Origin of the sequence: Streptomyces sp. NPDC047315 (assembly GCF_040643215.1) — a bacterium.
GTDB lineage: Bacteria > Actinomycetota > Actinomycetes > Streptomycetales > Streptomycetaceae > Streptomyces.
Map to the genome: position 1 here is coordinate 131,140 of NZ_JBEYTZ010000014.1, position 20,844 is coordinate 151,983.

Below are 20,844 nucleotides of genomic sequence, written 5' to 3' on the forward strand. Positions count from 1 at the left end.
TGCGCGGGGCGGGTGGGCTCACCCGCCCCGGGGAGGGGGCGGCGGGTCAGCCGACCGAACCCTCCATCTGCAGCTCGATCAGCCGGTTGAGCTCCAGGGCGTACTCCATCGGCAGCTCCTTGGCGATCGGCTCGACGAAGCCGCGCACGATCATGGCCATCGCCTCGAACTCGGTCATGCCGCGGCTCATCAGGTAGAAGAGCTGGTCCTCGGAGACCTTGGAGACCGTGGCCTCGTGGCCCATGGAGACGTCGTCCTCGCGCACGTCCACGTAGGGGTACGTGTCGGAGCGGGAGATCGTGTCGACGAGCAGCGCGTCGCACAGCACGTTCGACTTGGCGCCGGGGGCGCCCTCGCCGATCTCGATCAGACCGCGGTAGGAGGTCCGGCCGCCGCCCCGCGCCACCGACTTGGAGACGATGTTCGAGGAGGTGTTGGGCGCCATGTGGACCATCTTGGCGCCGGCGTCCTGGTGCTGGCCCTCACCGGCGAAGGCGATGGAGAGCGTCTCGCCCTTGGCGTGCTCGCCCATCAGGTACACGGCGGGGTACTTCATCGTGACCTTGGAGCCGATGTTGCCGTCGACCCACTCCATGGTCGCGCCCTCGTAGGCCACGGCGCGCTTGGTGACCAGGTTGTAGACGTTGTTCGACCAGTTCTGGATCGTCGTGTAGCGGCACCGGCCGCCCTTCTTGACGATGATCTCCACGACGGCGCTGTGCAGGGAGTCGGAGGAGTAGATCGGGGCGGTGCAGCCCTCGACGTAGTGGACGTAGGCGTCCTCGTCGACGATGATCAGCGTCCGCTCGAACTGGCCCATGTTCTCGGTGTTGATCCGGAAGTAGGCCTGGAGCGGGATGTCGACCTGCACCCCCTTGGGCACGTAGATGAACGAGCCGCCGGACCACACCGCGGTGTTCAGCGAGGCGAACTTGTTGTCGCCGACCGGGATGACCGTGCCGAAGTACTCCTTGAAGAGCTCCTCGTGCTCCTTCAGCGCGGTGTCGGTGTCGACGAAGATGACGCCCTGCGCCTCCAGGTCCTCGCGGATCTGGTGGTAGACGACCTCGGACTCGTACTGCGCGGCGACACCGGCGACCAGGCGCTGCTTCTCCGCCTCGGGGATGCCCAGCCGGTCGTAGGTGTTCTTGATGTCCTCGGGCAGCTCCTCCCAGGAGGTCGCCTGGCCCTCGGTGGAGCGAACGAAGTACTTGATGTTGTCGAAGTCGATGCCGGAGAGGTCGGAGCCCCAGTTCGGCATGGGCTTCCGGTCGAACAGCCGCAGGCCCTTGAGACGCAGCTTCAGCATCCACTCCGGCTCGTTCTTCTTCCCGGAGATGTCGCGGACGACGTCCTCGGAGAGGCCGCGCTTGGCCGTGGCGCCGGCGGCGTCGGAGTCGGCCCAGCCGAATTCGTACGTACCCAGACCCTCCAGTTCGGGGTGGGCAGTCTCCGTGGGGAGAGTCATTCGGGGTTCCTCCCGGCTGTGCTTTCGGATGCTGATGATGTGGATGTGGTGGACGGTGCACCGGCGTCGTCGGACACCCCGGACGGCCTGGTGCCGCCCCGCGGGATGAACGTCGTGCACACCCCGTCGCCGTGGGCGATGGTGGCCAGCCGCTGCACGTGGGTCCCGAGGAGCTCGGAGAAGATCTCGGTCTCCGCCTCGCACAGCTGCGGGAACTGCTCGGCGACGTGGGCCACCGGGCAGTGGTGCTGACAGAGCTGCTCGCCGGGCTGGAGGCCCGGGGCGCTGCGCGCCGTAGCAGCGTACCCGTCGGCGCTCAGGGCCTCCGCCAGCGCTTGGGTGCGCCGGTCGGGGGCGGCAGCGGCGACGGCCCTGCGGTACGGCTCGGCCTGGGCGCCGATGCGGGCCCGGGCGAAGGCGGCGACGGCCGCCTCTCCCCCGGCGTGCTGCTCGATCCAGCGCAGCGCGTCCACGGCGAGCGTGTCGTACGACTGGTCGAAGGCGTCCCGGCCGCAGTCGGTCAGGGCGAAGACCTTGGCGGGCCTGCCGCGGGTGCGCGCACCGTAGACCCGCTTCTCACGGGCCTCGACGACCTGCTCGGAGACGAGGATGTCGAGGTGGCGACGGACCGCGGCCTGGGTGAGACCGAGGCGACCGGCGAGGTCGGCGACGGTCGAGGGGCCGTGGTCCAGGATGGAGCGCGCGACTCGGTTGCGCGTCGAGTGGTCCCACTTCTGCTCGAACCGCGTCCCGGTCGCCAGCTCCTCCCGCGGAGTCTCGCCGACGTTTTTCACAACGCCATTGTTGCGTAATTCCGCGAGGGCTGACAACCGCCGTCCGGGGCCGACCCCGGTGCCGTTCATCACTTAGGGTTACCTAATTCGGAGTGGGTCTCCGGCGGTTCCCGCAGGCCGGGGAGGGTGTTCACGGCCGCCGAGGGGGCGGGCGTACGGGGGTCAGGACGGGCCCGCCTAGACTTCCCGGCATGCAGAGCGAGCCCGCCGTCCGGATCCAGGGCCTGGTGAAGCGGTACGGATCCAAGACGGCCGTGAACGGCCTCGACCTCCACGTCCCCCGAGGGCAGGTCACCGCCGTCCTCGGCCCCAACGGAGCCGGCAAGACCACCACCATCGAGACCTGCGAGGGCTACCGCCGGCCGGACGCCGGCACCGTGCGGGTCCTCGGCCTCGACCCCGTCGCCGAATCCGCCCGGCTGCGTCCCCGCGTCGGAGTGATGCTCCAGTCCGGCGGCGTCTACTCCGGAGCGCGCGCGGACGAGATGCTGCGGCACGTGGCCAAGCTGCACGCCGATCCGCTGGACGTGGACGCGCTGGTCGAACGGCTCGGCCTCGGCGACTGCGGCCGGACGACCTACCGGCGGCTCTCCGGCGGCCAGCAGCAGCGCCTCTCGCTCGCCATGGCCGTCGTCGGCCGCCCCGAGCTGGTCTTCTTGGACGAGCCCACCGCCGGGCTCGACCCGCAGGCCCGCCGCGCCACCTGGCAGCTGGTGCGCGAGCTGCGCGCCGACGGCGTCAGCACCGTCTTGACGACGCACTTCATGGACGAGGCCGAGGAGCTCGCGGACGACGTCGCGATCATCGACGCGGGCCGGGTGATCGCCCAGGGCAGCCCCGACCAGCTCTGCCGCGGCGGCGCGGAGAACACCCTGCGCTTCACCGGCCGCCCCGGGCTCGACGTCGGCTCGCTGCTGAAAGCGCTCCCGGACGGTGCGCAGGCGTCGGAGCTGCTGCCGGGCACGTACCGGATATCGGGCGACGTGGGCCCGCAGATGCTGGCGACGGTCACCACCTGGTGCGCCCAGCACGGCGTCATGCCGGACGGCATCGCGGTCGAGCGCCACACCCTTGAGGACGTCTTCTTGGAGCTGACGGGCAGGGAGCTGCGCTGATGAGCACCGGTACGTACACCCCCCGCCCCGGCGCCGCCCCGCTCGGCCGGATGATCGCCGCGCAAGCCGCGTTCGAGACGAAGATGCTGCTGCGCAACGGCGAGCAGCTGCTGCTCACCGTCGTCATCCCCTCCCTCCTGCTGGTGCTGTTCTCCGGTGTCGACATCATCGACACCGGAGAAGGGGAGGCCGTCGACTTCCTCGCGCCGGGCGTGCTGGCGCTCGCGGTGATGTCGACCGCGTTCACCGGGCAGGCCATCGCGACGGGCTTCGAGCGCCGGTACGGGGTGCTCAAGCGGCTCGGTGCGTCCCCGATCCCGCGGTGGGCGCTGATGTGCGCCAAGACGCTGTCCGTCCTGGCCGTGGAGCTGTTGCAGATCGCGCTGCTGACCGCGATCGCGCTGGGGCTCGGCTGGTCGCCGCGGGGCGGCGCCGCGGGCCTGGTCTCCGTCCTCGCGCTGCTCGCGCTGGGCACGGCCGCGTTCAGCGGGCTCGGGCTGCTGATGGCCGGCACGCTGCGCGCCGAGGCGACACTCGCCGCGGCCAACCTGGTGTTCCTGCTGCTCCTGGTCGGCGGCGGGGTCATCGTGCCGCTGGACCGCTTTCCCGACGGCGTCACCGCGGTGCTGGAGCTGCTGCCGATCACCGCGCTCTCGGACGGGCTGCGGGACGTGCTCCAGCACGGCGCGTCCGTGCCGTGGCGCGAGCTGGCCGTCCTGACCGGCTGGTCGACCCTCGCCCTCGGCGCGGCGGCGCGCTTCTTCCGCTGGGAGTAACCCACGGCCCTCTGCCTGCGGGGCGCGCGGTGCGCGGTTGCGGGGTGCGCGATAGCACCGTGCTGGCGGAGCAACGTTGGCGTCTGCCGCGCGTCTGTGGCTTGTCGCGCAGTTCCCCGCGCCCCTAAAAGCCTGTGCTGCACCCCGCAGAGAAATGACGGGGGAAGCGAATCAGGGGCGCTGGGGGTCCCCCCGTGCCCGGAGGGCACAGGGGGCGGAACTGCGCGACAAACCCACCACTAGGCCGCGGAGACCAAGCCACCTTCCGTGCAACGGCGAGACTGTCAGGGGCGCGGGGAACTGCGCGACCAGCCACAGACGCGCCGCGGAGACCAAGCCGCCCTCCGTGCAACGGCGAGAATGTCAGGGGCGCGGGGAGCGCGAACAACCACAGACGGGCCGCAGGCGCCGGCGCGGCGAGATCGCGTCGTTCGCCAGGGGAACCCGTCGTCGGGGTTCCCTCGTTCTGACGGGGGCGTCAGTATGAGGGCTGCCGAGCCGGCGCCCGGGGCTGCGCGCGGATCGGCAGTGGGAGGGCTGCGATGGAGCGAACTGCCGCGCTGCGACTGGACGCGGAGTGGTCGACGGGCGGAGGCACCGGCATCGGACTGACGTCCGCCGAGCGGCACCGCACCCTCGTGCGGCTGATCGACGCGCTCGCCCCGCACGCCGACGGGGACCCGCCCGTCGCCGCCCGGCTGGGCCTGCGCTACGCGGAGCTGGCCCGCCACCACTTCGAAGCAGGGCGCCGGACGCCCGCGCTGAGCGCGGTCGGCGAGGCGCTCCGGCACGGCGCGGGGCCGGCCCGGCACGACCCGGAGCACGCCCGCTGGTACGCCAGGGCCCTCACCAGCCAGGCGATCTATCTGGCGCATCCGCTCAGCGACGAACTCGGACTGCCGCGGTACGCCTTCCAGGGCCCCGGCAGCCGCCCGCCGAGCACCGCGCGCGCCGACGGCCTCGCGGCGCTCGCCGCCACCCGTCGCGCCGTCGCCGTCTGGTCCGGCCTGGACCCGACCGAGCCGGGCAACCGGGAGGGCCTGGCGCAGTCGTACGCCTTCCTCGGCGACCGCCTGGAGGAGCTGGGCGACCCGGTGGAGGCCGCCGCGTGGGCCGTACGGGCCGAGCGGGGGCTGGGCGCGCTGTGGGCGGACGACCGGGACGGCCCGCGGGCCGTCGGCGACACCGCGGCGGGAGACCTCAAACTCGGGCGGGACGGGCTGCACACCGCGCTCCTGGAGCACCTGGGCGACCAGTTGGAGCGCCGCCTGCGCCGCTGCCCGTTCCCCGACGGGCTGACCCGGCTGCGCGCCGATGACCTGCTGCCGCACCGCCTGCTGCCGCTCGCGGTGCTGGCCGCCCGGATCGACGGCGTCGAGGCCGCGGCGATCGCCGACGGGCTGCGCCTGGAACTCCCCGAGGTCCGACGCGTCCTGCGGGCGCGCTCCTGGCGCGCGGTGTGGCGGTTCGACACCCGGGACGCGGACGGCGCGCCCTGGACCCCGATGGCGTACCCCTGGCGCGGCACTACCGCGGTCACCGACCGGTCCGCCGCGGCCGTCGGGGCGGACCTGGCGGACGCCTTCCTGACCGCCCCCGACCGGCCGCCGGCCCCGGTCCACTGGCGGCTCGCGGTGTGGTGGGAGGACGAGGACCACCTCGACGGGGCCCGCTTCCGGCACGCCCACGCGCCGGGCGGCGGCGCCTGACCCGCGGTCGACACGGTGCACGACGTCACACCCCCCTCGTGAAAACTTGCACAAGGCCCCGCCTACGATGGAGTCCGTGCAAACACCCCTTGCTCTCATCGCCCGGCGCTGGACTCCCGCCCCGGGCGTCGTCCGGCGCGCAGCCCTCTCCGCCGTCGTGATGACCGTGGTCATCATCGTCACCGGAGGCGCGGTCCGGCTCACCGGATCGGGCCTGGGCTGCGACACCTGGCCCAAGTGCACGGACGACAGCCTCTTCGCCACCCCCGAGCAGGGGCTGCACGGCGCGATCGAGTTCGGCAACCGCATGCTGACGTACGTGCTGTCCGCGGCCGTCGGCTGGACCATCATCGCCGCGCGCTCCGCCAAGCCCCGCCGCCGCTCCCTGACCCGACTGGGCTGGGCGCAGTTCTGGGTGGTCGTGCTGAACGCCGTGCTCGGCGGCATCACCGTGTGGATGGCGCTGAACCCGTGGATCGTCGCCGGCCACTTCGTCGCCGCGAACCTGCTGCTCACCATCGCCGTGATCACCTGGCACCGGGCGGGCGAGGGCGACGCGCCCCGGCGCCCGCGGGTGCCGCTGCCGGTGCGCCGGCTGTCCTGGGCGATCGTCGTCGTCGCCGGCGCCGCGATCGTGCTGGGCACCGGCGTCACCGGTGCCGGCAAGCACGCGGGCGACAGCAGCGACGTGCCGCGCATGCCGTGGGACTGGGTCAACGCGGCGCAGCTGCACGCTGCGTCCGCATGGGTGATCTGTGCGCTGGCGGTGGCGATGTGGCTGGTGCTGCGGGTGGTGGACGCCCCGAGCGACGTCCGGGCCAGGGCCCGGGACCTGCTGGTCGTCCTGCTGCTCCAGGGTGCCATCGGCTACCTCCAGTACTTCACGGGCGTGCCCGAAGTGCTGGTCGGGGTGCACATGCTGGGGTCGTCGCTGCTGTGGGTCGCGGTGCTGCGGCTGGTGCTCAGCACGCGGGAGCGGCCGACCGAGGCCGCCGCGTCGATCCCCGCGCAGACCGATCCCGCGCTCGCCCGGATCTGACGCCGGCGCCCGCAGAACGCAACGACACCGGGCCGGCACCCACCACACGGATGGGTGCCGGCCCGGTGTCGTACGCGTGCGCAGGTGCACAGGTGCGCGTACGTGCGCAGGTGCGTACGTGCGTCCGTACGGCAGGACCTGGCGGGGTTCAGCCCGCGCGACCGCCGACCTGGATGCCGGCCATCCGGCTCCACTCGTACGGCCCGGTGCGCACCTTCGCCGCGAACTCGCCGTCGAAGGAGTCGTGGAGGGTGAGCCCGGCCTTCTCGGCCGCCTCGGTGGCCACGGCGTGAGTGGGCGCGACCAGGTCGCCCCAGGCGCCGTCGTCGCCGACGAGGACGATGCGGGTGCCCATCTGGCCGATGTAGGCGAGTTGCCCCTCCGCGCCGCCGTGCGCCTTGGCGAAGGCGGTGATCTCCCGGGCGAGCTTGGCGGCCTTGCGGTCCGCGTGCTTGGTGTCTGCCATGGTCACGATGCTACGTACGGGTAACGGGCGCTGACCATGGCGTCCGTGCGTGGCGTGGGCCACTGGCCGACCCGCCGCGCACGGACGGCGAAGAGCCGGTGCGCGCATCAGGCGCACGGACGGCGAAGAGCCGGTGCGCGCATCAGGCGCACACCGGCTCGAAGCACCGTCTCGAAGGGACGGGCGGTCGTCAGCGCAGGAAGGGGTCCACCGCGACGGCCACGAAGACCAGCGACACATAGGTGATGGACCAGTGGAAGAGGCGCATCTCCTTGAGCTTCGCGCCCGTCACGCCGGACTTGGCGCGCGACTGGAGCGCATGGGCCTCCCACAGCCACCAGCCGCCGGCCGCCAACGCGACGGCCGTGTAGAACCAGCCGGTGTACCCCAGCGGGGTGAGCAGCAGGGAGACCGCGACCATCACCCAGCTGTAGAGCACGATCTGCCGGGCGACGACCTTGTTGGAGGCGATGACCGGCAGCATCGGCACGCCGACGCGGGCGTAGTCCTCGCGCACCCGCATGGACAGCGGCCAGTAGTGCGGCGGGGTCCAGAAGAAGATGACGAGGAAGAGGATGACGGCGGCCCACGACATCGAGTTGGTGACGGCGGACCAGCCGATCAGCACCGGCATGCAGCCGGCGATGCCGCCCCAGACGATGTTCTGCGAGGTGCGGCGCTTGAGGATCATCGTGTAGACGACCACGTAGAACAGCAGCGCGCCGAGCGAGAGCCAGGCGGAGAGCCAGTTGACCAGCAGCCCGAACCAGGCCGTGGAGACCACGGCGAGCACCAGGCCGAAGACCAGGCCCTCGCGCGGCGAGACCATGCCGGTGACCAGCGGACGCTGCGACGTGCGGTCCATCAGCGCGTCGATGTCGCGGTCGATGTACATGTTGAGCGCGTTGGCGCCGCCGGCGGAGAGGTATCCGCCGATGCAGGTCGCCAGGACCAGCATCAGGTCCGGCACCCCTTGCGCGGCGAGGAACATCACCGGCACTGTGGTGATGAGCAGCAGTTCGATGATCCGCGGCTTGGTCAGCGCCACGAAGGCCATGACGCGGGCGCCGAGCGGCCGGGCGCCGGAGCCCCCGCTGGATTTCCCCACGGCCCCGGAATGGGCGGTGCCCCCACCCGCTGGACGGGAATCGACGGCCGTCACGCACACCCCTGAAAGAGATTCCAGCAAGTCCCGGGCGCAGGACAGGACTGATGAAGGCCCGGGGGAACTTGCGCGTACCACGCCACTCTAGAGGTTGCCCCTCACTCGCCTCGCACGGGGGTGGGTCGTGTTGGAGGGGCGTGCGCGGGGCCGTCGGGAGGCGAAGTCCACCCGTTGGCGGCAGGCTGGCACTGTGGCCGCGGTCGGTGCCCGGGCCCCGACGAATCGAATCGAAATGGCGCATGGCGCGCCAGGGGTAGGCTCGACGACGCCCGGTGCTTCCGTCGTCACCGGATACGACATGCGACATGTGAAGACCCTCAAGCGAAGACACATGTGGCGACATGTGGAGAGGAGCCCTGACGCAGGGTGAGCACCAAGCCGACCACCACAGACCTTCAGTGGACCGATCTGGACCAGCGGGCCGTCGACACCGCTCGCGTCTTGGCCATGGACGCCGTACAGAAGGTCGGCAACGGCCACCCCGGTACGGCCATGAGCCTCGCGCCCGCCGCGTACGTCCTGTTCCAGAAGCTCATGCGGCACGACCCCGCCGACGCCGACTGGACCGGCCGCGACCGGTTCGTGCTGTCCGCCGGGCACTCGTCGCTGACCCTGTACGTCCAGCTGTACCTGGCCGGGTACGGCCTGGAGCTGGACGACCTCAAGGCGTTCCGCACCTGGGGCTCGAAGACCCCCGGCCACCCCGAGTACGGGCACACGGTCGGCGTCGAGACGACCACCGGCCCGCTGGGGCAGGGCGTGGCGAACGCGGTCGGCATGGCGATGGCCGCCCGCTACGACCGCGGCCTGTTCGACCCGGACGCCGCCCCGGGCACCTCCCCCTTCGACCACACCATCTGGGCGATCGCCGGTGACGGCTGCCTCCAGGAGGGCATCAGCGCGGAGGCGTCCTCGCTCGCGGGCCACCAGAAGCTGGGCAATCTGGTGCTGCTCTGGGACGACAACCACATCTCCATCGAGGGCGACACCGAGACCGCCGTCTCCGAGGACACCCTCAAGCGGTACGAGGCGTACGGCTGGCACGTCCAGCGGGTGGCGCCGAAGGAGAACGGCGACCTGGACCCGCACGCGCTGTACGCGGCGCTGAGGGCGGCGCAGGCCGAGACCGAGCGCCCCTCCTTCATCGCGATGCGTTCGATCATCGCCTGGCCCGCCCCGCACGCGCAGAACACCGAGGCGGCGCACGGCTCGGCGCTCGGCGAGGAGGAGGTCGCGGCCACCAAGCGGGTCCTCGGCTTCGACCCGGAGCTGCACTTCGAGGTCTCCGACGCGGTCATCGGGCACACCCGGGAGGCGCTGGACCGCGGCCGTGAGGCGCGCGGCGAGTGGGAGAAGGGCTTCGCCGCCTGGCGCACGGCCAACGCCGAGCGCGCCGCCGAGTTCGACCGGATCAGCGCGGGCGAGCTGCCGGCCGGCTGGGAGGACGCGCTGCCGGACTTCGAGACCGGCAAGGGCGTCGCCACCCGCGCCGCCTCCGGCAAGGTGCTCCAGGCCCTCGGCGCGGTCGTGCCCGAGCTGTGGGGCGGCTCCGCCGACCTCGCGGGCTCGAACAACACCACGATCGACAAGACGTCGTCCTTCCTGCCGGCGGACAACCCGCTGCCGGAGGCCGACCCGTACGGCCGCACGATCCACTACGGCATCCGCGAGCACTCGATGGCCGCGGAGATGAACGGCATCGCGCTGCACGGCAACACCCGCATCTACGGCGGCACGTTCCTGGTCTTCTCGGACTACATGCGCAACGCGGTGCGGCTGTCCGCGCTGATGCACCTTCCGGTGACGTACGTGTGGACGCACGACTCGATCGGTCTGGGCGAGGACGGTCCGACGCACCAGCCGGTGGAGCACCTGGCGGCGCTGCGCGCGATCCCGGGGCTGAACGTGGTCCGTCCCGCGGACGCCAACGAGACCGTGATCGCCTGGCGCGAGATCCTCAAGCGCTACACCAAGGAGTTCGGCGTGGGCGCGCCGCACGGTCTGGCGCTGACCCGCCAGGGCGTGCCGACGTACGAGCGCAACGAGGATGCGGCCCGCGGCGGTTACGTGATGTTCGAGGCCGAGGGCGGCGCCCCGGAGGTCGTGCTCATCGCCACGGGCTCCGAGGTCCAGCTCGCCGTCGGGGCGCGGGAGCAGCTGCAGGCGGCCGGGGTGCCGACGCGGGTGGTCTCGATGCCGTCGGTGGAATGGTTCGAGGAGCAGGACCAGGGGTACAAGGACGCGGTGCTGCCGCCGTCCGTGAAGGCGCGCGTGGCCGTGGAGGCCGGGATCGGGCTGACCTGGCACCGGTACGTCGGCGACGCGGGCCGCATCGTCTCGCTGGAGCACTTCGGTGCCTCGGCGGACGGCAAGTTGCTCTTCCGCGAGTTCGGATTCACCGCTGACGCGGTCGCCGCCGCCGCGCGGGAATCTCTCGACGCCTCCCGGCGCTGACGCGGGTACATGACGAAGTAGGAGATTGAACACTCATGACAGACGACGCACTGGGGCGCCTGACCGACGAAGGCGTCGCCATTTGGCTGGACGACCTGTCCCGCAAGCGCATCACCTCCGGGAACCTCGCGGAGTTGATCGGCGAGCAGCACGTGGTGGGTGTGACGACCAATCCGTCGATCTTCCAGAAGGCGATCAGCGGCGGCGACGGGTACGAGCAGCAGCTGCGGGAGCTGGCCGCGCGCAAGGTGACCGTGGACGAGGCCCTGCGCATGATCACGACGGCTGACGTGCGGGACGCCGCGGACGTCCTGCGTCCGGTCTTCGAGGCCACGGGCGGCCAGGACGGCCGGGTCTCCATCGAGGTGGACCCGCGGCTGGCGCACGAGACCGAGGCCACGATCGCCGAGGCCAAGCAGCTGGCCTGGCTGGTGGACCGGCCCAACACCCTGATCAAGATCCCGGCGACCCGGGCGGGCCTGCCGGCGATCACCGAGACGATCGGCCTGGGCATCAGCGTCAACGTCACGCTGATCTTCTCGCTGGAGCGCTACCGCGAGGTGATGGACGCGTACCTGGCCGGTCTGGAGAAGGCCAAGGAGCGCGGCCTGGACCTGTCCAAGATCCACTCGGTGGCTTCGTTCTTCGTGTCCCGGGTGGACACCGAGATCGACAAGCGGCTGGACGAGATCGGCACGCCGGAGGCGAAGGCCGCGCGCGGCAAGGCCGCCGTGGCGAACGCCCGGCTCGCCTACGAGGCGTACGAGGAGGTCTTCTCCTCCGAGCGGTGGGCGCCCCTGGACCGTGCGCAGGCCAACAAGCAGCGTCCGCTGTGGGCCTCGACCGGTGTGAAGGACCCGGCGTACAAGGACACCCTGTACGTGGACGAGCTGGTCGCCCCGGGCACGGTGAACACCATGCCGGAGGCCACCTTGGAGGCCACCGCGGCCCGCGGCTCCATCAGCGGCGACACCATCCGCGGCACGTACGACCGCTCGCGCGCCGAGCTGGCCGCCGTGGCGGAGCTGGGGATCTCGTACGACGAGGTCGTCCAGCTGCTGGAGGACGAGGGCGTCGAGAAGTTCGAGGCGTCCTGGAACGACCTGCTCAAGTCGACCGAGGCGGCGCTGGCGCGCCTCGCTCCGGCGAAGGGCTGAGACCGTGTCCGGTTCCGAGGCCAATCCGCTTCGTGACCCCGCCGACCGACGGCTCCCGCGCATCGCGGGGCCGTCGGGCCTGGTCATCTTCGGCGTCACGGGCGACCTGTCCCGCAAGAAGCTGATGCCCGCGATCTACGACCTGGCGAACCGGGGGCTGCTGCCGCCGGGCTTCTCCCTGGTCGGGTTCGCCCGCCGGGAGTGGCAGGACGAGGACTTCGCGCAGGAGGTCCACGACGCGGTCAAGGAGCACGCCAGGACCCCCTTCCGCGAGGAGGTCTGGCAGCAGCTCAACCAGGGCATGCGCTTCGTCCAGGGCGACTTCGACGACGACGACGCCTTCGAGACGTTGAAGAAGACGATCGCCGAGCTGGACCAGGCGCAGGGCACCGGGGGCAACTTCGCCTTCTACCTGTCCGTGCCGCCGAAGTTCTTCCCCAAGGTCGTCCAGCAGCTCAAGAAGCACGGGCTGGCGGACCAGAAGGAGAGCTCCTGGCGCCGGGCGGTCATCGAGAAGCCCTTCGGCCACGACCTCGCGTCCGCCATGGAGCTCAACAAGGTGGTGCACGAGGTCTTCCCGCCGAACGAGGTCTTCCGGATCGACCACTACCTCGGTAAGGAGACCGTCCAGAACATCCTGGCGCTCCGCTTCGCGAACACCCTCTTCGAGCCGATCTGGAACCGGTCGTACGTCGACCACGTGCAGATCACGATGGCCGAGGACATCGGCATCGGCGGCCGGGCCGGGTACTACGACGGCATCGGCGCCGCCCGTGACGTCATCCAGAACCACCTGCTGCAACTCCTGGCGCTGACCGCGATGGAGGAGCCCGCCTCCTTCGACGCGGACGCGCTGGCGGCGGAGAAGACGAAGGTGCTCGGCGCGGTGAAGCTGCCGCGGGACCTGGGCGCGGACACGGTGCGCGGCCAGTACGCCGAGGGGTGGCAGGGCGGCGAGAAGGCGGTCGGCTACCTCCAGGAGGACGGCATCGACCCCGACTCCAAGACCGACACCTTCGCGGCCATAAAGCTGGAGATCGACAACCGGCGCTGGGCGGGCGTGCCGTTCTACCTGCGCACGGGCAAGCGGCTGGGCCGCCGGGTCACCGAGATCGCGGTGGTCTTCCAGCGGGCCCCGCACTCCCCCTTCGACCACACCGCGACCGAGGAGCTGGGGCAGAACGCCCTGGTCATCCGGGTCCAGCCGGACGAGGGCGTGACGATGCGGTTCGGCTCCAAGGTGCCGGGCACCTCGATGGAGGTGCGGGACGTGTCGATGGACTTCGCCTACGGCGAGTCCTTCACGGAGTCCAGCCCGGAGGCGTACGAACGGCTCATCCTCGACGTCCTCCTCGGCGACTCCAACCTCTTCCCGCGGGTCGAGGAGGTCGAGCTGTCCTGGAAGATCCTCGACCCGATCGAGCAGTACTGGGACACCCACGGCAAGCCGGCGCAGTACTCGTCGGGCACCTGGGGGCCGGTCGAGGCGGACGAAATGCTCGCACGAGACGGACGGAGCTGGCGCCGGCCATGAAGATCGACCTTACGGACACCACCTCCAGCAAGATCAACAAGGCGCTGGTGCAGGGCCGCCGGGCGATCGGCACCCCGGCCGTCGGCATGGTCCTGACCCTCGTGATCGTCACGGACGAGGAGAACGCCTACGACGCGCTGAAGGCGGCGAACGAGGCGTCGCGGGAGCACCCCTCCCGCACCCTCGTGGTCATCAAGCGGGTCTCCCGCACCCCCCGTGACCGGGCGCAGACCCGGCTGGACGCGGAGGTGCGGGTCGGCGCGGACGCGGGCACCGGCGAAACGGTCGTCCTGCGGCTGTACGGGGAGGTGACGGAGCACGCCCAGTCGGTGGTGCTGCCGCTGCTGCTGCCCGACGCGCCCGTCGTGGTGTGGTGGCCGGTGAACGCCCCGCTGGACCCGGCGAAGGACCCGCTGGGCGCGTTGGCCCAGCGCCGGGTCACCGACACCTACGCCGCCGAGCAGCCCATCCAGGAGCTGAAGTCCCGCGCCGAGGCGTACACCCCCGGCGACACGGACCTGTCCTGGACCCGGATCACCCCGTGGCGCTCCATGCTGGCCGCCGCGCTCGACCAGGTGGTCTGCGAGGTCACGGCGGTCGAGGTGGAGGGCGAGGAGTTCAACCCGAGCGTGGAGCTGCTCGCGATGTGGCTCGCGGACCGGCTGGGCGTGCCGGTGCGGCGCACCCTGTCGCAGGGCCCCGGTCTCACGGCCGTGCGGATGGAGACCGACTGCGGTCGGATCGTGCTCGACCGGGCGGACGGTTCGCTGGCGAACCTCTCCATCCAGGGCCAGCCGGACCGTGCGGTCGCGCTCAAGCGGCGGGAGACCTCCGAGCTGATCGCGGAGGAGCTGCGGCGGCTGGACCCGGACGACACCTACGCCTCCGCCCTGCGGTACGGGGTGGACCGGCTCGGTGACGGCGAGCCCGGCAGCTCCGCGGCGGCGGCCGTGGCTCCTGCCGCGGCCTCCCCCGCCGCGACGGCCGAGGACCCCGCGCCGGCCCCCAAGGCGGCGACGGGCAAGAAGGCCGCCGCGCGGAAGGCGGCGGCGAAGTGAGCGCACCGCAGCTCGTCGTCCACCGCGACAAGGAGCTGATGGCCCAGGCCGCGGCGGCCCGGCTGATCACGAAGATCGTGGACGCCCAGGCCGCCCGGGGCACCGCTTCGGTGGTGCTGACGGGTGGGCGCAACGGCAACGGCCTGTTGGCCGCGCTCGGGTCCGCGCCGGCCCGCGACGCGGTCGACTGGCACCGGCTGGACCTGTGGTGGGGCGACGAGAGGTTCCTCCCCGAGGGGGACCCGGAGCGCAACGTCACCCAGGCGCGGGCCGCCCTGCTGGACCAGGTGCCCCTCGACCCGGCGCGGGTGCACCCGATGCCGGCGTCCGACGGCCCGTACGGCAGCGACGTGGAGGCGGCTGCCGCCGCGTACGCCACCGCGCTGGCCGCGGCTGCCGGGCCGGAGGACCACGGGCCGGTGCCGACCTTCGACGTCCTGATGCTCGGCGTCGGCCCGGACACGCACGTGGCGTCGCTCTTCCCGGAGCACCCCGCGGTCCGGGAGACCGAGCGCACGGTGGTCGGGGTGCACGGGGCGCCGAAGCCGCCGCCGACCAGGATCTCACTGACGCTGCCCGCGATCCGGGCGGCGCGGGAGGTCTGGTTGCTCGCGGCGGGCGAGGACAAGGCGAACGCGGCGGCGATCGCGCTGTCGGGCGCGGGCGAGGTCCAGGCCCCGGCCGCGGGCGCCCGCGGGCGGGCCCGCACGCTGTGGCTGCTGGACTCGGCGGCGGCTGCGCAGTTGCCGCGGGAGCTGTACCCGCCGGCCGCGGCGTAACGCGTCGCGCGGTTCGAGACCGACGCACGGTTCACCACCCGCGAAGGGCCCGGGTGCCACGACGGCACCCGGGCCCTTCGCGTTGCCCGCACTGTCCTGAACTGCACCTTCCTGGCACGAAGATCAGCCAAAGGCCCGCGCGGGGCCCCGGAGCCCGGGGAGGCGATCTTGCCGGGGGGCGAGGTGGTGCGGCTAACGTGGGGCAGCTTCTTCGACGGACGCTCGGGAGGGGACCACCCATGCTCGGTGAGACGGCCCGCACATGGCTCAAGCGCTGGGACGAACAGCAGGAGCGCTACAGCCCGGACCGTGAGGAACGGTTCCAGGTGATCCTCGACGTGACCCGGTGGTCCCTGGAGCGGGCCTCGCCCGAACGCCCCCGGATCGTCGACCTGGGGTGCGGTACGGGCTCGCTCACCGTCCGCCTCGCCCGCGCCCTGCCCGACGCCGAGGTCGTGGGCGTCGACGCGGACCCGATGATGCTGGGCCTGGGCGAGGAGAACGTCGCCGGCACGGGCGCGCGCCTCCTGCTCGACGACCTCAACTCCCCCGACTGGCCGGACCGGGTCGCCCCGGGCGAGCCCTGGGACGCGGCGGTCTCCTCCACCGCCCTGCACTGGCTGGAGGCGGAGGACCTGGCGGCGCTGTACGGAATGCTGGCGGCCAGGATCCGGCCGGGCGGCGTCTTCGTCGACGCCAACAACCGGATGCCCGAGGGCTCCCCGGAGTCCCGCGCCCTGGCACGCCGGGTGCGCGACGCCCGCGCCGAGCGTGCCGGGAAGGCGGACCGGGAGGACTGGGACTCCTGGTGGAAGGCGTTCCTCGCGGCGCCGGAGCTCGCGGAGTTGGCGCGCGAGCGAGAACAACGCGCGATCGCCGAGCGCGCGTTCGCGCCTCCGTTGGACCTGACGCTGGACGAGCAGGCGGACCTGCTGAAGTCGGCGGGCTTCCGCACGGTCACCACTGTCTGGCAATGCGGCGACGACAGCGTCCTGGTGGCCCTCCGCTGAGCCCTGCGGGGTGCGTTGGCCTCTGTGTCCTGGCCCCAAGAGCGCGGGCGCCCCTCAGCGCCCTGACGTACTCGCCGCGGCTCCGCGGGTACGTTGGCCTCTGCGGACCGTGGGTGGTTGCTCGCGCAGTTCCGCGCCCCTGGACATACGCGCCGTATCCCTGCGGGTTGCGTTGGTCTCTGCGGATGGTGGTGGGCTTGTCGCGCAGTTCCCCGCGCCCCTGATGTGCCTGAGGTCGTCGTTCGACCTGAGGCTGTGGCAGTGCGCGGGGACCAACGCGTCTGCAGACGGACGGGGGTTTAGGGGCGCTGGGGGTCCCCCCGCGCCCCTGGGCGTAGGGGGAGGAACTGCGCGATCAACCACCCACGGTCCGCACTGGACAACGCTTCCGCAGGGAAACGGCGGGATCGTCGGGGCACCCCGCAGAGACTAGCGCGGGCTCTCTTCGCCGGCCCCAGGCCCTGGGGAGGGCGGCTCCAGGAACGGAGCCAGGAGGCCCGGGACCGCGTCCGACGCGAGGGTGAGCGCGGCGGGCCCGGACGCGTCGGGGACCGCGTAGCCACCCGCACCCGCCGCCGTCGTCGCCGTCAGCGTCACCAGCCCCGACCGCCGCTGGAACACCGACTGCGTGATCGTCCACCCGATGATCCCGCCGCGCTGCAAGGCGACCGTACGGCGGGCCACGGTGCCCGAGCGCATCACGAGGTAGCCGCCGCTCAGCGCGTGGCCGAGGCTGCGGTACGCGTCGAGCGCGAAGAGCACCGCGACCGGGAACGCCACCGCCGCGTACCCCGCCGCGACGTACAGCAGGACGGGCGTGAGCCAGAGGCCGAGGGCGACCAGGACCGCCGCCGGCGCCGCGGCCCACGACAGGGCCCAGCGCAACCGGCGGGTGCGGGCGGCGCGCGGATGCGGGGTCAGCGGGGCGTCCATCGGGGTGCGGGGCTCCCGGAGGACCAGCCCCACGACGGAGTCGGCCACCGCGCGCGGCGCGGGCGGCAGCAGCACCTGGAGGTCGGCGTGGTCGCCCTCCTCGCCGTCGGCGATGCCGGTGGCGACGGCGTCCACCCGGGCCGCGCCGAAGGGCCGTACGCCCAGCGGCTCCACCAGCTCGACCCCGCGCAACCTGCGCTCCTCGACGGATATGGAGCGGGTGGTGAACAGACCGCGCCGCACCCGCAGCACCCCGCCGGGCTCCCGGTCCAGGCGGTAGCCCCACCACATCTCGACCCACAGTCCGAGCGCGCCGATCGCACCGACGACGAGCGCGGCGAGGACCAGCGTCCCGACCATGACGGCTATGGAAGTGTCGTGGAAGCGGTCGCCGGTCCATTCGATGACGTCGCCCTGGAACCCGAAGAAGTCGCTGACCTGCATCACGGCGCCGGCCGCCGCGACGCCGAGCGCGGGGGCGACGAAGGACGTGGGGGCGTAGCGGATCCAGGAGGGGTCGAGGACGGCGAGGGCGCCTTCCGTGACCGCGTCGGGAACGTCGACGGGGCGGTCGAGCAGTTCGGCGCGCAGCCGTTCGCCCTCCGCCCGGCCGACCGGGTCCAGCACCAGCGAGGACTCGCCGCTGCCGCTGCTCTCCCCCGTCCCGATGCGGACCTTGACCAGGCCGAGGACGCGCAGCAGCGGATTCGCGGTGAGGTCGACGCTGCGGATCCGCTCGCGCGCCAGGGAGCGCCGCTTCACGAAGAGCAGGCCGGAGTGGAGGTCGACGCGGTCGGGGCCGATGCGGTAGCGCGTACGGCGCCAGGTGGCGTACTGGACGGCGACGGAGCCGAGGACGAGCAGGACCGCGGCGGTCAGCAGCAGGACGAGCCCGATGCCACGGCGGGGGCCGTTGCCGAACCAGGCGCCGGAGGAGAGCCCCAGCAGCACGGGCAGGCAGATGCCGCCCGCGATGCCGGCGACGACGGCGGCGGTGACCAGCAGGACCCGCTTGTGGAGCTGCCGCCACTCCCCCTCCGCCGCGGCCGGCGCTGCGGGGACCCCGCCGCCCGTCTCGTCGCCAGCTTCCTCCGTCCGCGGGGCCCCCGCGTTCACGTCGCGTCCCCGGGGGTCGCCTGGGTGACCCGCGTCAGCTCCGCGACGAGCCCGGCCGCCACCTCGTGGTCGAGGCCGACGATCCGCACGGGCCCTTGGGAGGAGGCCGTGGTGACCGTGACCGTGGCCAGCTTGAAGGAGCGCTCCAGGGGGCCCCGGACGGTGTCGACGGTCTGGATGCGGGACATCGGCGCGATGCGCCACTCCTGCCAGATGGAGCCGGTGCGGACGTACACCGCCTCGTCGGTGACCTCCCAGCGGTGCACCCGGAACCACCAGAGGGGGAAGACGGCGGCGCAGAGCAGGGAGAGTCCGCTGAGTGCGGCAGCGGACGCCCACAGCCAGGTGCGCGCCGGGGTGATCCACAGGCCGAGGAGGCCCAGCACGGTGCCGAACGCCACCGCGGCGATCAGCCACTGCGTCAGCCACCAGCCGACGGCCCGGCGGTCGAGTGCGTTCCTCGGCGGTCGCAGTCGCACCGCCGCGTCCCCCGTGGTCATCCGGTCAACGCCCCCGTAGTGTCCGGTACTTCGCCGCGAGCGCGGCCGTCGAGCTGTCGAGCCCCTCGCCGCCCACTCCGTCGGTCAGCACCGGCTCGATCTTCTTCGCGAGGACCTTGCCGAGCTCCACGCCCCACTGGTCGAAGGAGTCGATGTGCCACACGGCGCCCTGAACGAAGACCTTGTGCTCGTACAGCGCGATCAACTGGCCGAGCACGGAGGGGGTGAGCTCGTCCGCGAGGACGGTGGTCGTGGGGTGGTTGCCCCGGAAGGTCTTGTGCGGGACCAGCTCCGGCGGCACTCCCTCCGCGCGCACCTCGTCCGGGGTCTTGCCGAAGGCGAGGGCCTGCGTCTGGGCGAGGAAGTTCGCCATCAGCAGGTCGTGCTGGGCGACCAGCCCGGGCGGCAGGTCGGCGGAGGGGCGGGCGAAGCCGATGAAGTCCGCGGGGATGACCTTGGTGCCCTGGTGGATCAGCTGGTAGTAGGCGTGCTGGCCGTTGGTGCCGGGCGTGCCCCACACCACGGGCCCGGTCTGCCACTGCACCGGCTGCCCGTCGCGGTCCACCGACTTGCCGTTCGACTCCATGTCGAGCTGCTGGAGGTAGGCGGTGAACTTGCTCAGGTAGTGCGAGTACGGCAGGACGGCGTGCGACTGGGCGTCGAAGAACGCGCCGTACCAGATGCCGAGCAGACCGAGCAGCAGCGGCGCGTTCTCCTCGAAGGGCGCGGTGCGGAAGTGCTCGTCGACGAGGTGGAAGCCGTCGAGCATCTCCCGGAAGCGCTCCGGGCCGATGGCGATCATCAGGGAGAGGCCGATGGCGGAGTCGTACGAGTAGCGCCCGCCGACCCAGTCCCAGAACTCGAACATGTTCGCCGTGTCGATGCCGAAGTCGGCGACCTTCTCGGCGTTGGTCGACAGGGCCACGAAGTGCCGGGCGACGGCTTCCTGACCGGCGTTCAGCTCCGAGAGCAGCCAGTTGCGGGCGGAGGTGGCGTTGGTGATGGTCTCGATCGTGGTGAAGGTCTTGGAGGCGACGACGAACAGCGTCTCCGCCGCGTCCAGGTCGCGCACCGCCTCGTGGAGGTCGGCGCCGTCGACGTTCGACACGAAACGGAACGTCAGGTCGCGCGCGGTGAAGGTGCGCAGGACCTCGTACGCCATCGCAGGGCCGAGGTCGGAGCCGCCGATGCCGATGTTGACCACGTTCTTCACGGGCTTGCCGGTGTGCCCGGTCCAGGCACCGGCACGGACCTGCTCGGCGAAGGCGGCCATCTGGTCGAGCACCGCGTGCACCTGGGGGACCACGTCCTCGCCGTCGACCTCGACGACGGCGGTGCGGGGGGCGCGCAGCGCGGTGTGCAGGACGGCGCGGTCCTCGGTGACGTTGATCTTCTCGCCGCGGAACATCGCGTCCCGCAGCCCGGCCACGTCGGTGGCCACGGCCAACTCGCGCAGCAGAGCCAGGGTCTCGTCGGTCACCAGGTGCTTGGAGTAGTCGATGTGGAGGTCACCGACGCGCAGTACGTGGGAGGCGCCGCGCTCCGGATCGGCGGCGAACAGCTCCCGCAGATGGGTCTGCCCCAACTGCTCGCGGTGCTTGCCGAGCGCGATCCACTCGGGGGTCTGGTTGAGCCGGGTACGGCCCGTTGCGTTCACTCGGACATCAGCTCGCTTCGTCTCGTGCCTGACTGGCGCCCCACCGCCCCCAACCTAAATGATCAGGCGGACCGGGAGGTGTCCGCGGAGGCGCTGCGCACGCTCCGTGTTCAC

The 20,844-nt window shown here is 72.1% G+C and carries 17 protein-coding genes; 10 read left to right on the top strand and 7 right to left on the bottom strand.

All coding sequences use genetic code 11. The annotated features are described in order from the left end of the window. Window positions 1-46: 46 nt before the first annotated feature. Window positions 47-1,468 carry a Fe-S cluster assembly protein SufB gene (gene sufB / locus ABZ842_RS18530; RefSeq protein WP_361537763.1) on the bottom strand — a complete coding sequence of 474 codons (1,422 nt, stop codon included), beginning with the start codon at window positions 1,466-1,468 and terminating at the stop codon, window positions 47-49. Beyond that, window positions 1,465-2,262, bottom strand: a complete 798-nt coding sequence (locus tag ABZ842_RS18535) for an ArsR family transcriptional regulator (protein WP_361537764.1) — start codon at window positions 2,260-2,262, stop codon at window positions 1,465-1,467. Before ABZ842_RS18535 ends, sufB begins: the two co-directional genes overlap by 4 nt. Window positions 2,263-2,453: 191 nt before the next feature. Between ABZ842_RS18535 and ABZ842_RS18540 the strand changes: the two genes are divergently transcribed. From ABZ842_RS18540 to ABZ842_RS18555, 4 genes are all read left to right on the top strand, one after another. Beyond that, window positions 2,454-3,377: an ABC transporter ATP-binding protein gene (locus ABZ842_RS18540; RefSeq protein WP_361537765.1), complete on the top strand. Its 924-nt coding sequence runs from the start codon at window positions 2,454-2,456 to the stop codon at window positions 3,375-3,377. Then, window positions 3,377-4,153 carry an ABC transporter permease gene (locus tag ABZ842_RS18545; protein WP_361537766.1) on the top strand — a complete coding sequence of 259 codons (777 nt, stop codon included), beginning with the start codon at window positions 3,377-3,379 and terminating at the stop codon, window positions 4,151-4,153. Before ABZ842_RS18540 ends, ABZ842_RS18545 begins: the two co-directional genes overlap by 1 nt. Window positions 4,154-4,695: 542 nt before the next feature. Next, window positions 4,696-5,862 (top strand): hypothetical protein, encoded by a 1,167-nt coding sequence (locus ABZ842_RS18550; RefSeq protein ID WP_361537767.1) that lies wholly within the window; start codon window positions 4,696-4,698, stop codon window positions 5,860-5,862. A 67-nt stretch (window positions 5,863-5,929) separates the two neighbouring features. Further along, window positions 5,930-6,901 (top strand): COX15/CtaA family protein, encoded by a 972-nt coding sequence (locus ABZ842_RS18555; RefSeq protein WP_361537768.1) that lies wholly within the window; start codon window positions 5,930-5,932, stop codon window positions 6,899-6,901. Between the two features lie 148 nt (window positions 6,902-7,049). On the opposite strand, the gene ABZ842_RS18560 is transcribed toward ABZ842_RS18555, so the two are convergent. Continuing rightward, the gene (locus ABZ842_RS18560; RefSeq protein ID WP_361537769.1) at window positions 7,050-7,367 is read right to left on the bottom strand and encodes a hypothetical protein; all 318 of its coding nucleotides are present in this window, start codon (window positions 7,365-7,367) and stop codon (window positions 7,050-7,052) included. 190 nt (window positions 7,368-7,557) lie between these two features. Continuing rightward, window positions 7,558-8,475 (bottom strand): heme o synthase, encoded by a 918-nt coding sequence (locus ABZ842_RS18565; RefSeq protein WP_361537770.1) that lies wholly within the window; start codon window positions 8,473-8,475, stop codon window positions 7,558-7,560. 423 nt (window positions 8,476-8,898) lie between these two features. Here ABZ842_RS18565 and tkt point away from each other — a divergent pair, with 423 nt between their 5' ends. The 6 genes from tkt (at window position 8,899) to ABZ842_RS18595 (ending at window position 16,524) form a co-directional block, all read left to right on the top strand. Continuing rightward, window positions 8,899-10,986: a transketolase gene (gene tkt / locus ABZ842_RS18570; protein ID WP_361537771.1), complete on the top strand. Its 2,088-nt coding sequence runs from the start codon at window positions 8,899-8,901 to the stop codon at window positions 10,984-10,986. 35 nt (window positions 10,987-11,021) lie between these two features. Next, window positions 11,022-12,143, top strand: coding sequence for a transaldolase (tal, locus tag ABZ842_RS18575; RefSeq protein WP_361537772.1), 1,122 nt, complete (start codon window positions 11,022-11,024; stop codon window positions 12,141-12,143). A gap of 4 nt (window positions 12,144-12,147) precedes the next feature. After that, a complete protein-coding gene (gene zwf, locus ABZ842_RS18580; protein WP_361537773.1) occupies window positions 12,148-13,677 on the top strand; it encodes a glucose-6-phosphate dehydrogenase in 1,530 nt (509 codons plus the stop codon). Further along, window positions 13,674-14,735: a glucose-6-phosphate dehydrogenase assembly protein OpcA gene (gene opcA, locus ABZ842_RS18585; RefSeq protein WP_361537774.1), complete on the top strand. Its 1,062-nt coding sequence runs from the start codon at window positions 13,674-13,676 to the stop codon at window positions 14,733-14,735. Before zwf ends, opcA begins: the two co-directional genes overlap by 4 nt. Next, window positions 14,732-15,514: a 6-phosphogluconolactonase gene (gene pgl / locus ABZ842_RS18590; protein ID WP_361537775.1), complete on the top strand. Its 783-nt coding sequence runs from the start codon at window positions 14,732-14,734 to the stop codon at window positions 15,512-15,514. The genes opcA and pgl overlap by 4 nt, the downstream gene beginning before the upstream one ends. A 239-nt stretch (window positions 15,515-15,753) precedes the next feature. After that, the gene (locus tag ABZ842_RS18595; RefSeq protein ID WP_361537776.1) at window positions 15,754-16,524 is read left to right on the top strand and encodes a class I SAM-dependent methyltransferase; all 771 of its coding nucleotides are present in this window, start codon (window positions 15,754-15,756) and stop codon (window positions 16,522-16,524) included. A gap of 429 nt (window positions 16,525-16,953) precedes the next feature. Here ABZ842_RS18595 and ABZ842_RS18600 read toward each other — a convergent pair whose 3' ends face one another. The 3 genes from ABZ842_RS18600 to pgi form a co-directional block, all read right to left on the bottom strand. Next, complete coding sequence (locus tag ABZ842_RS18600; RefSeq protein ID WP_361537823.1) at window positions 16,954-18,462, bottom strand: PH domain-containing protein; 1,509 nt, start codon at window positions 18,460-18,462, stop codon at window positions 16,954-16,956. 107 nt (window positions 18,463-18,569) lie between these two features. Beyond that, entirely contained in the window at window positions 18,570-19,073 is a 504-nt protein-coding gene (locus ABZ842_RS18605) for a PH domain-containing protein (RefSeq protein WP_361537777.1), read from the bottom strand. Window positions 19,074-19,077: 4 nt separating this feature from the next. Continuing rightward, window positions 19,078-20,730 (bottom strand): glucose-6-phosphate isomerase, encoded by a 1,653-nt coding sequence (gene pgi, locus ABZ842_RS18610; protein WP_361537778.1) that lies wholly within the window; start codon window positions 20,728-20,730, stop codon window positions 19,078-19,080. Between the last annotated feature and the right edge of the window lie 114 nt (window positions 20,731-20,844).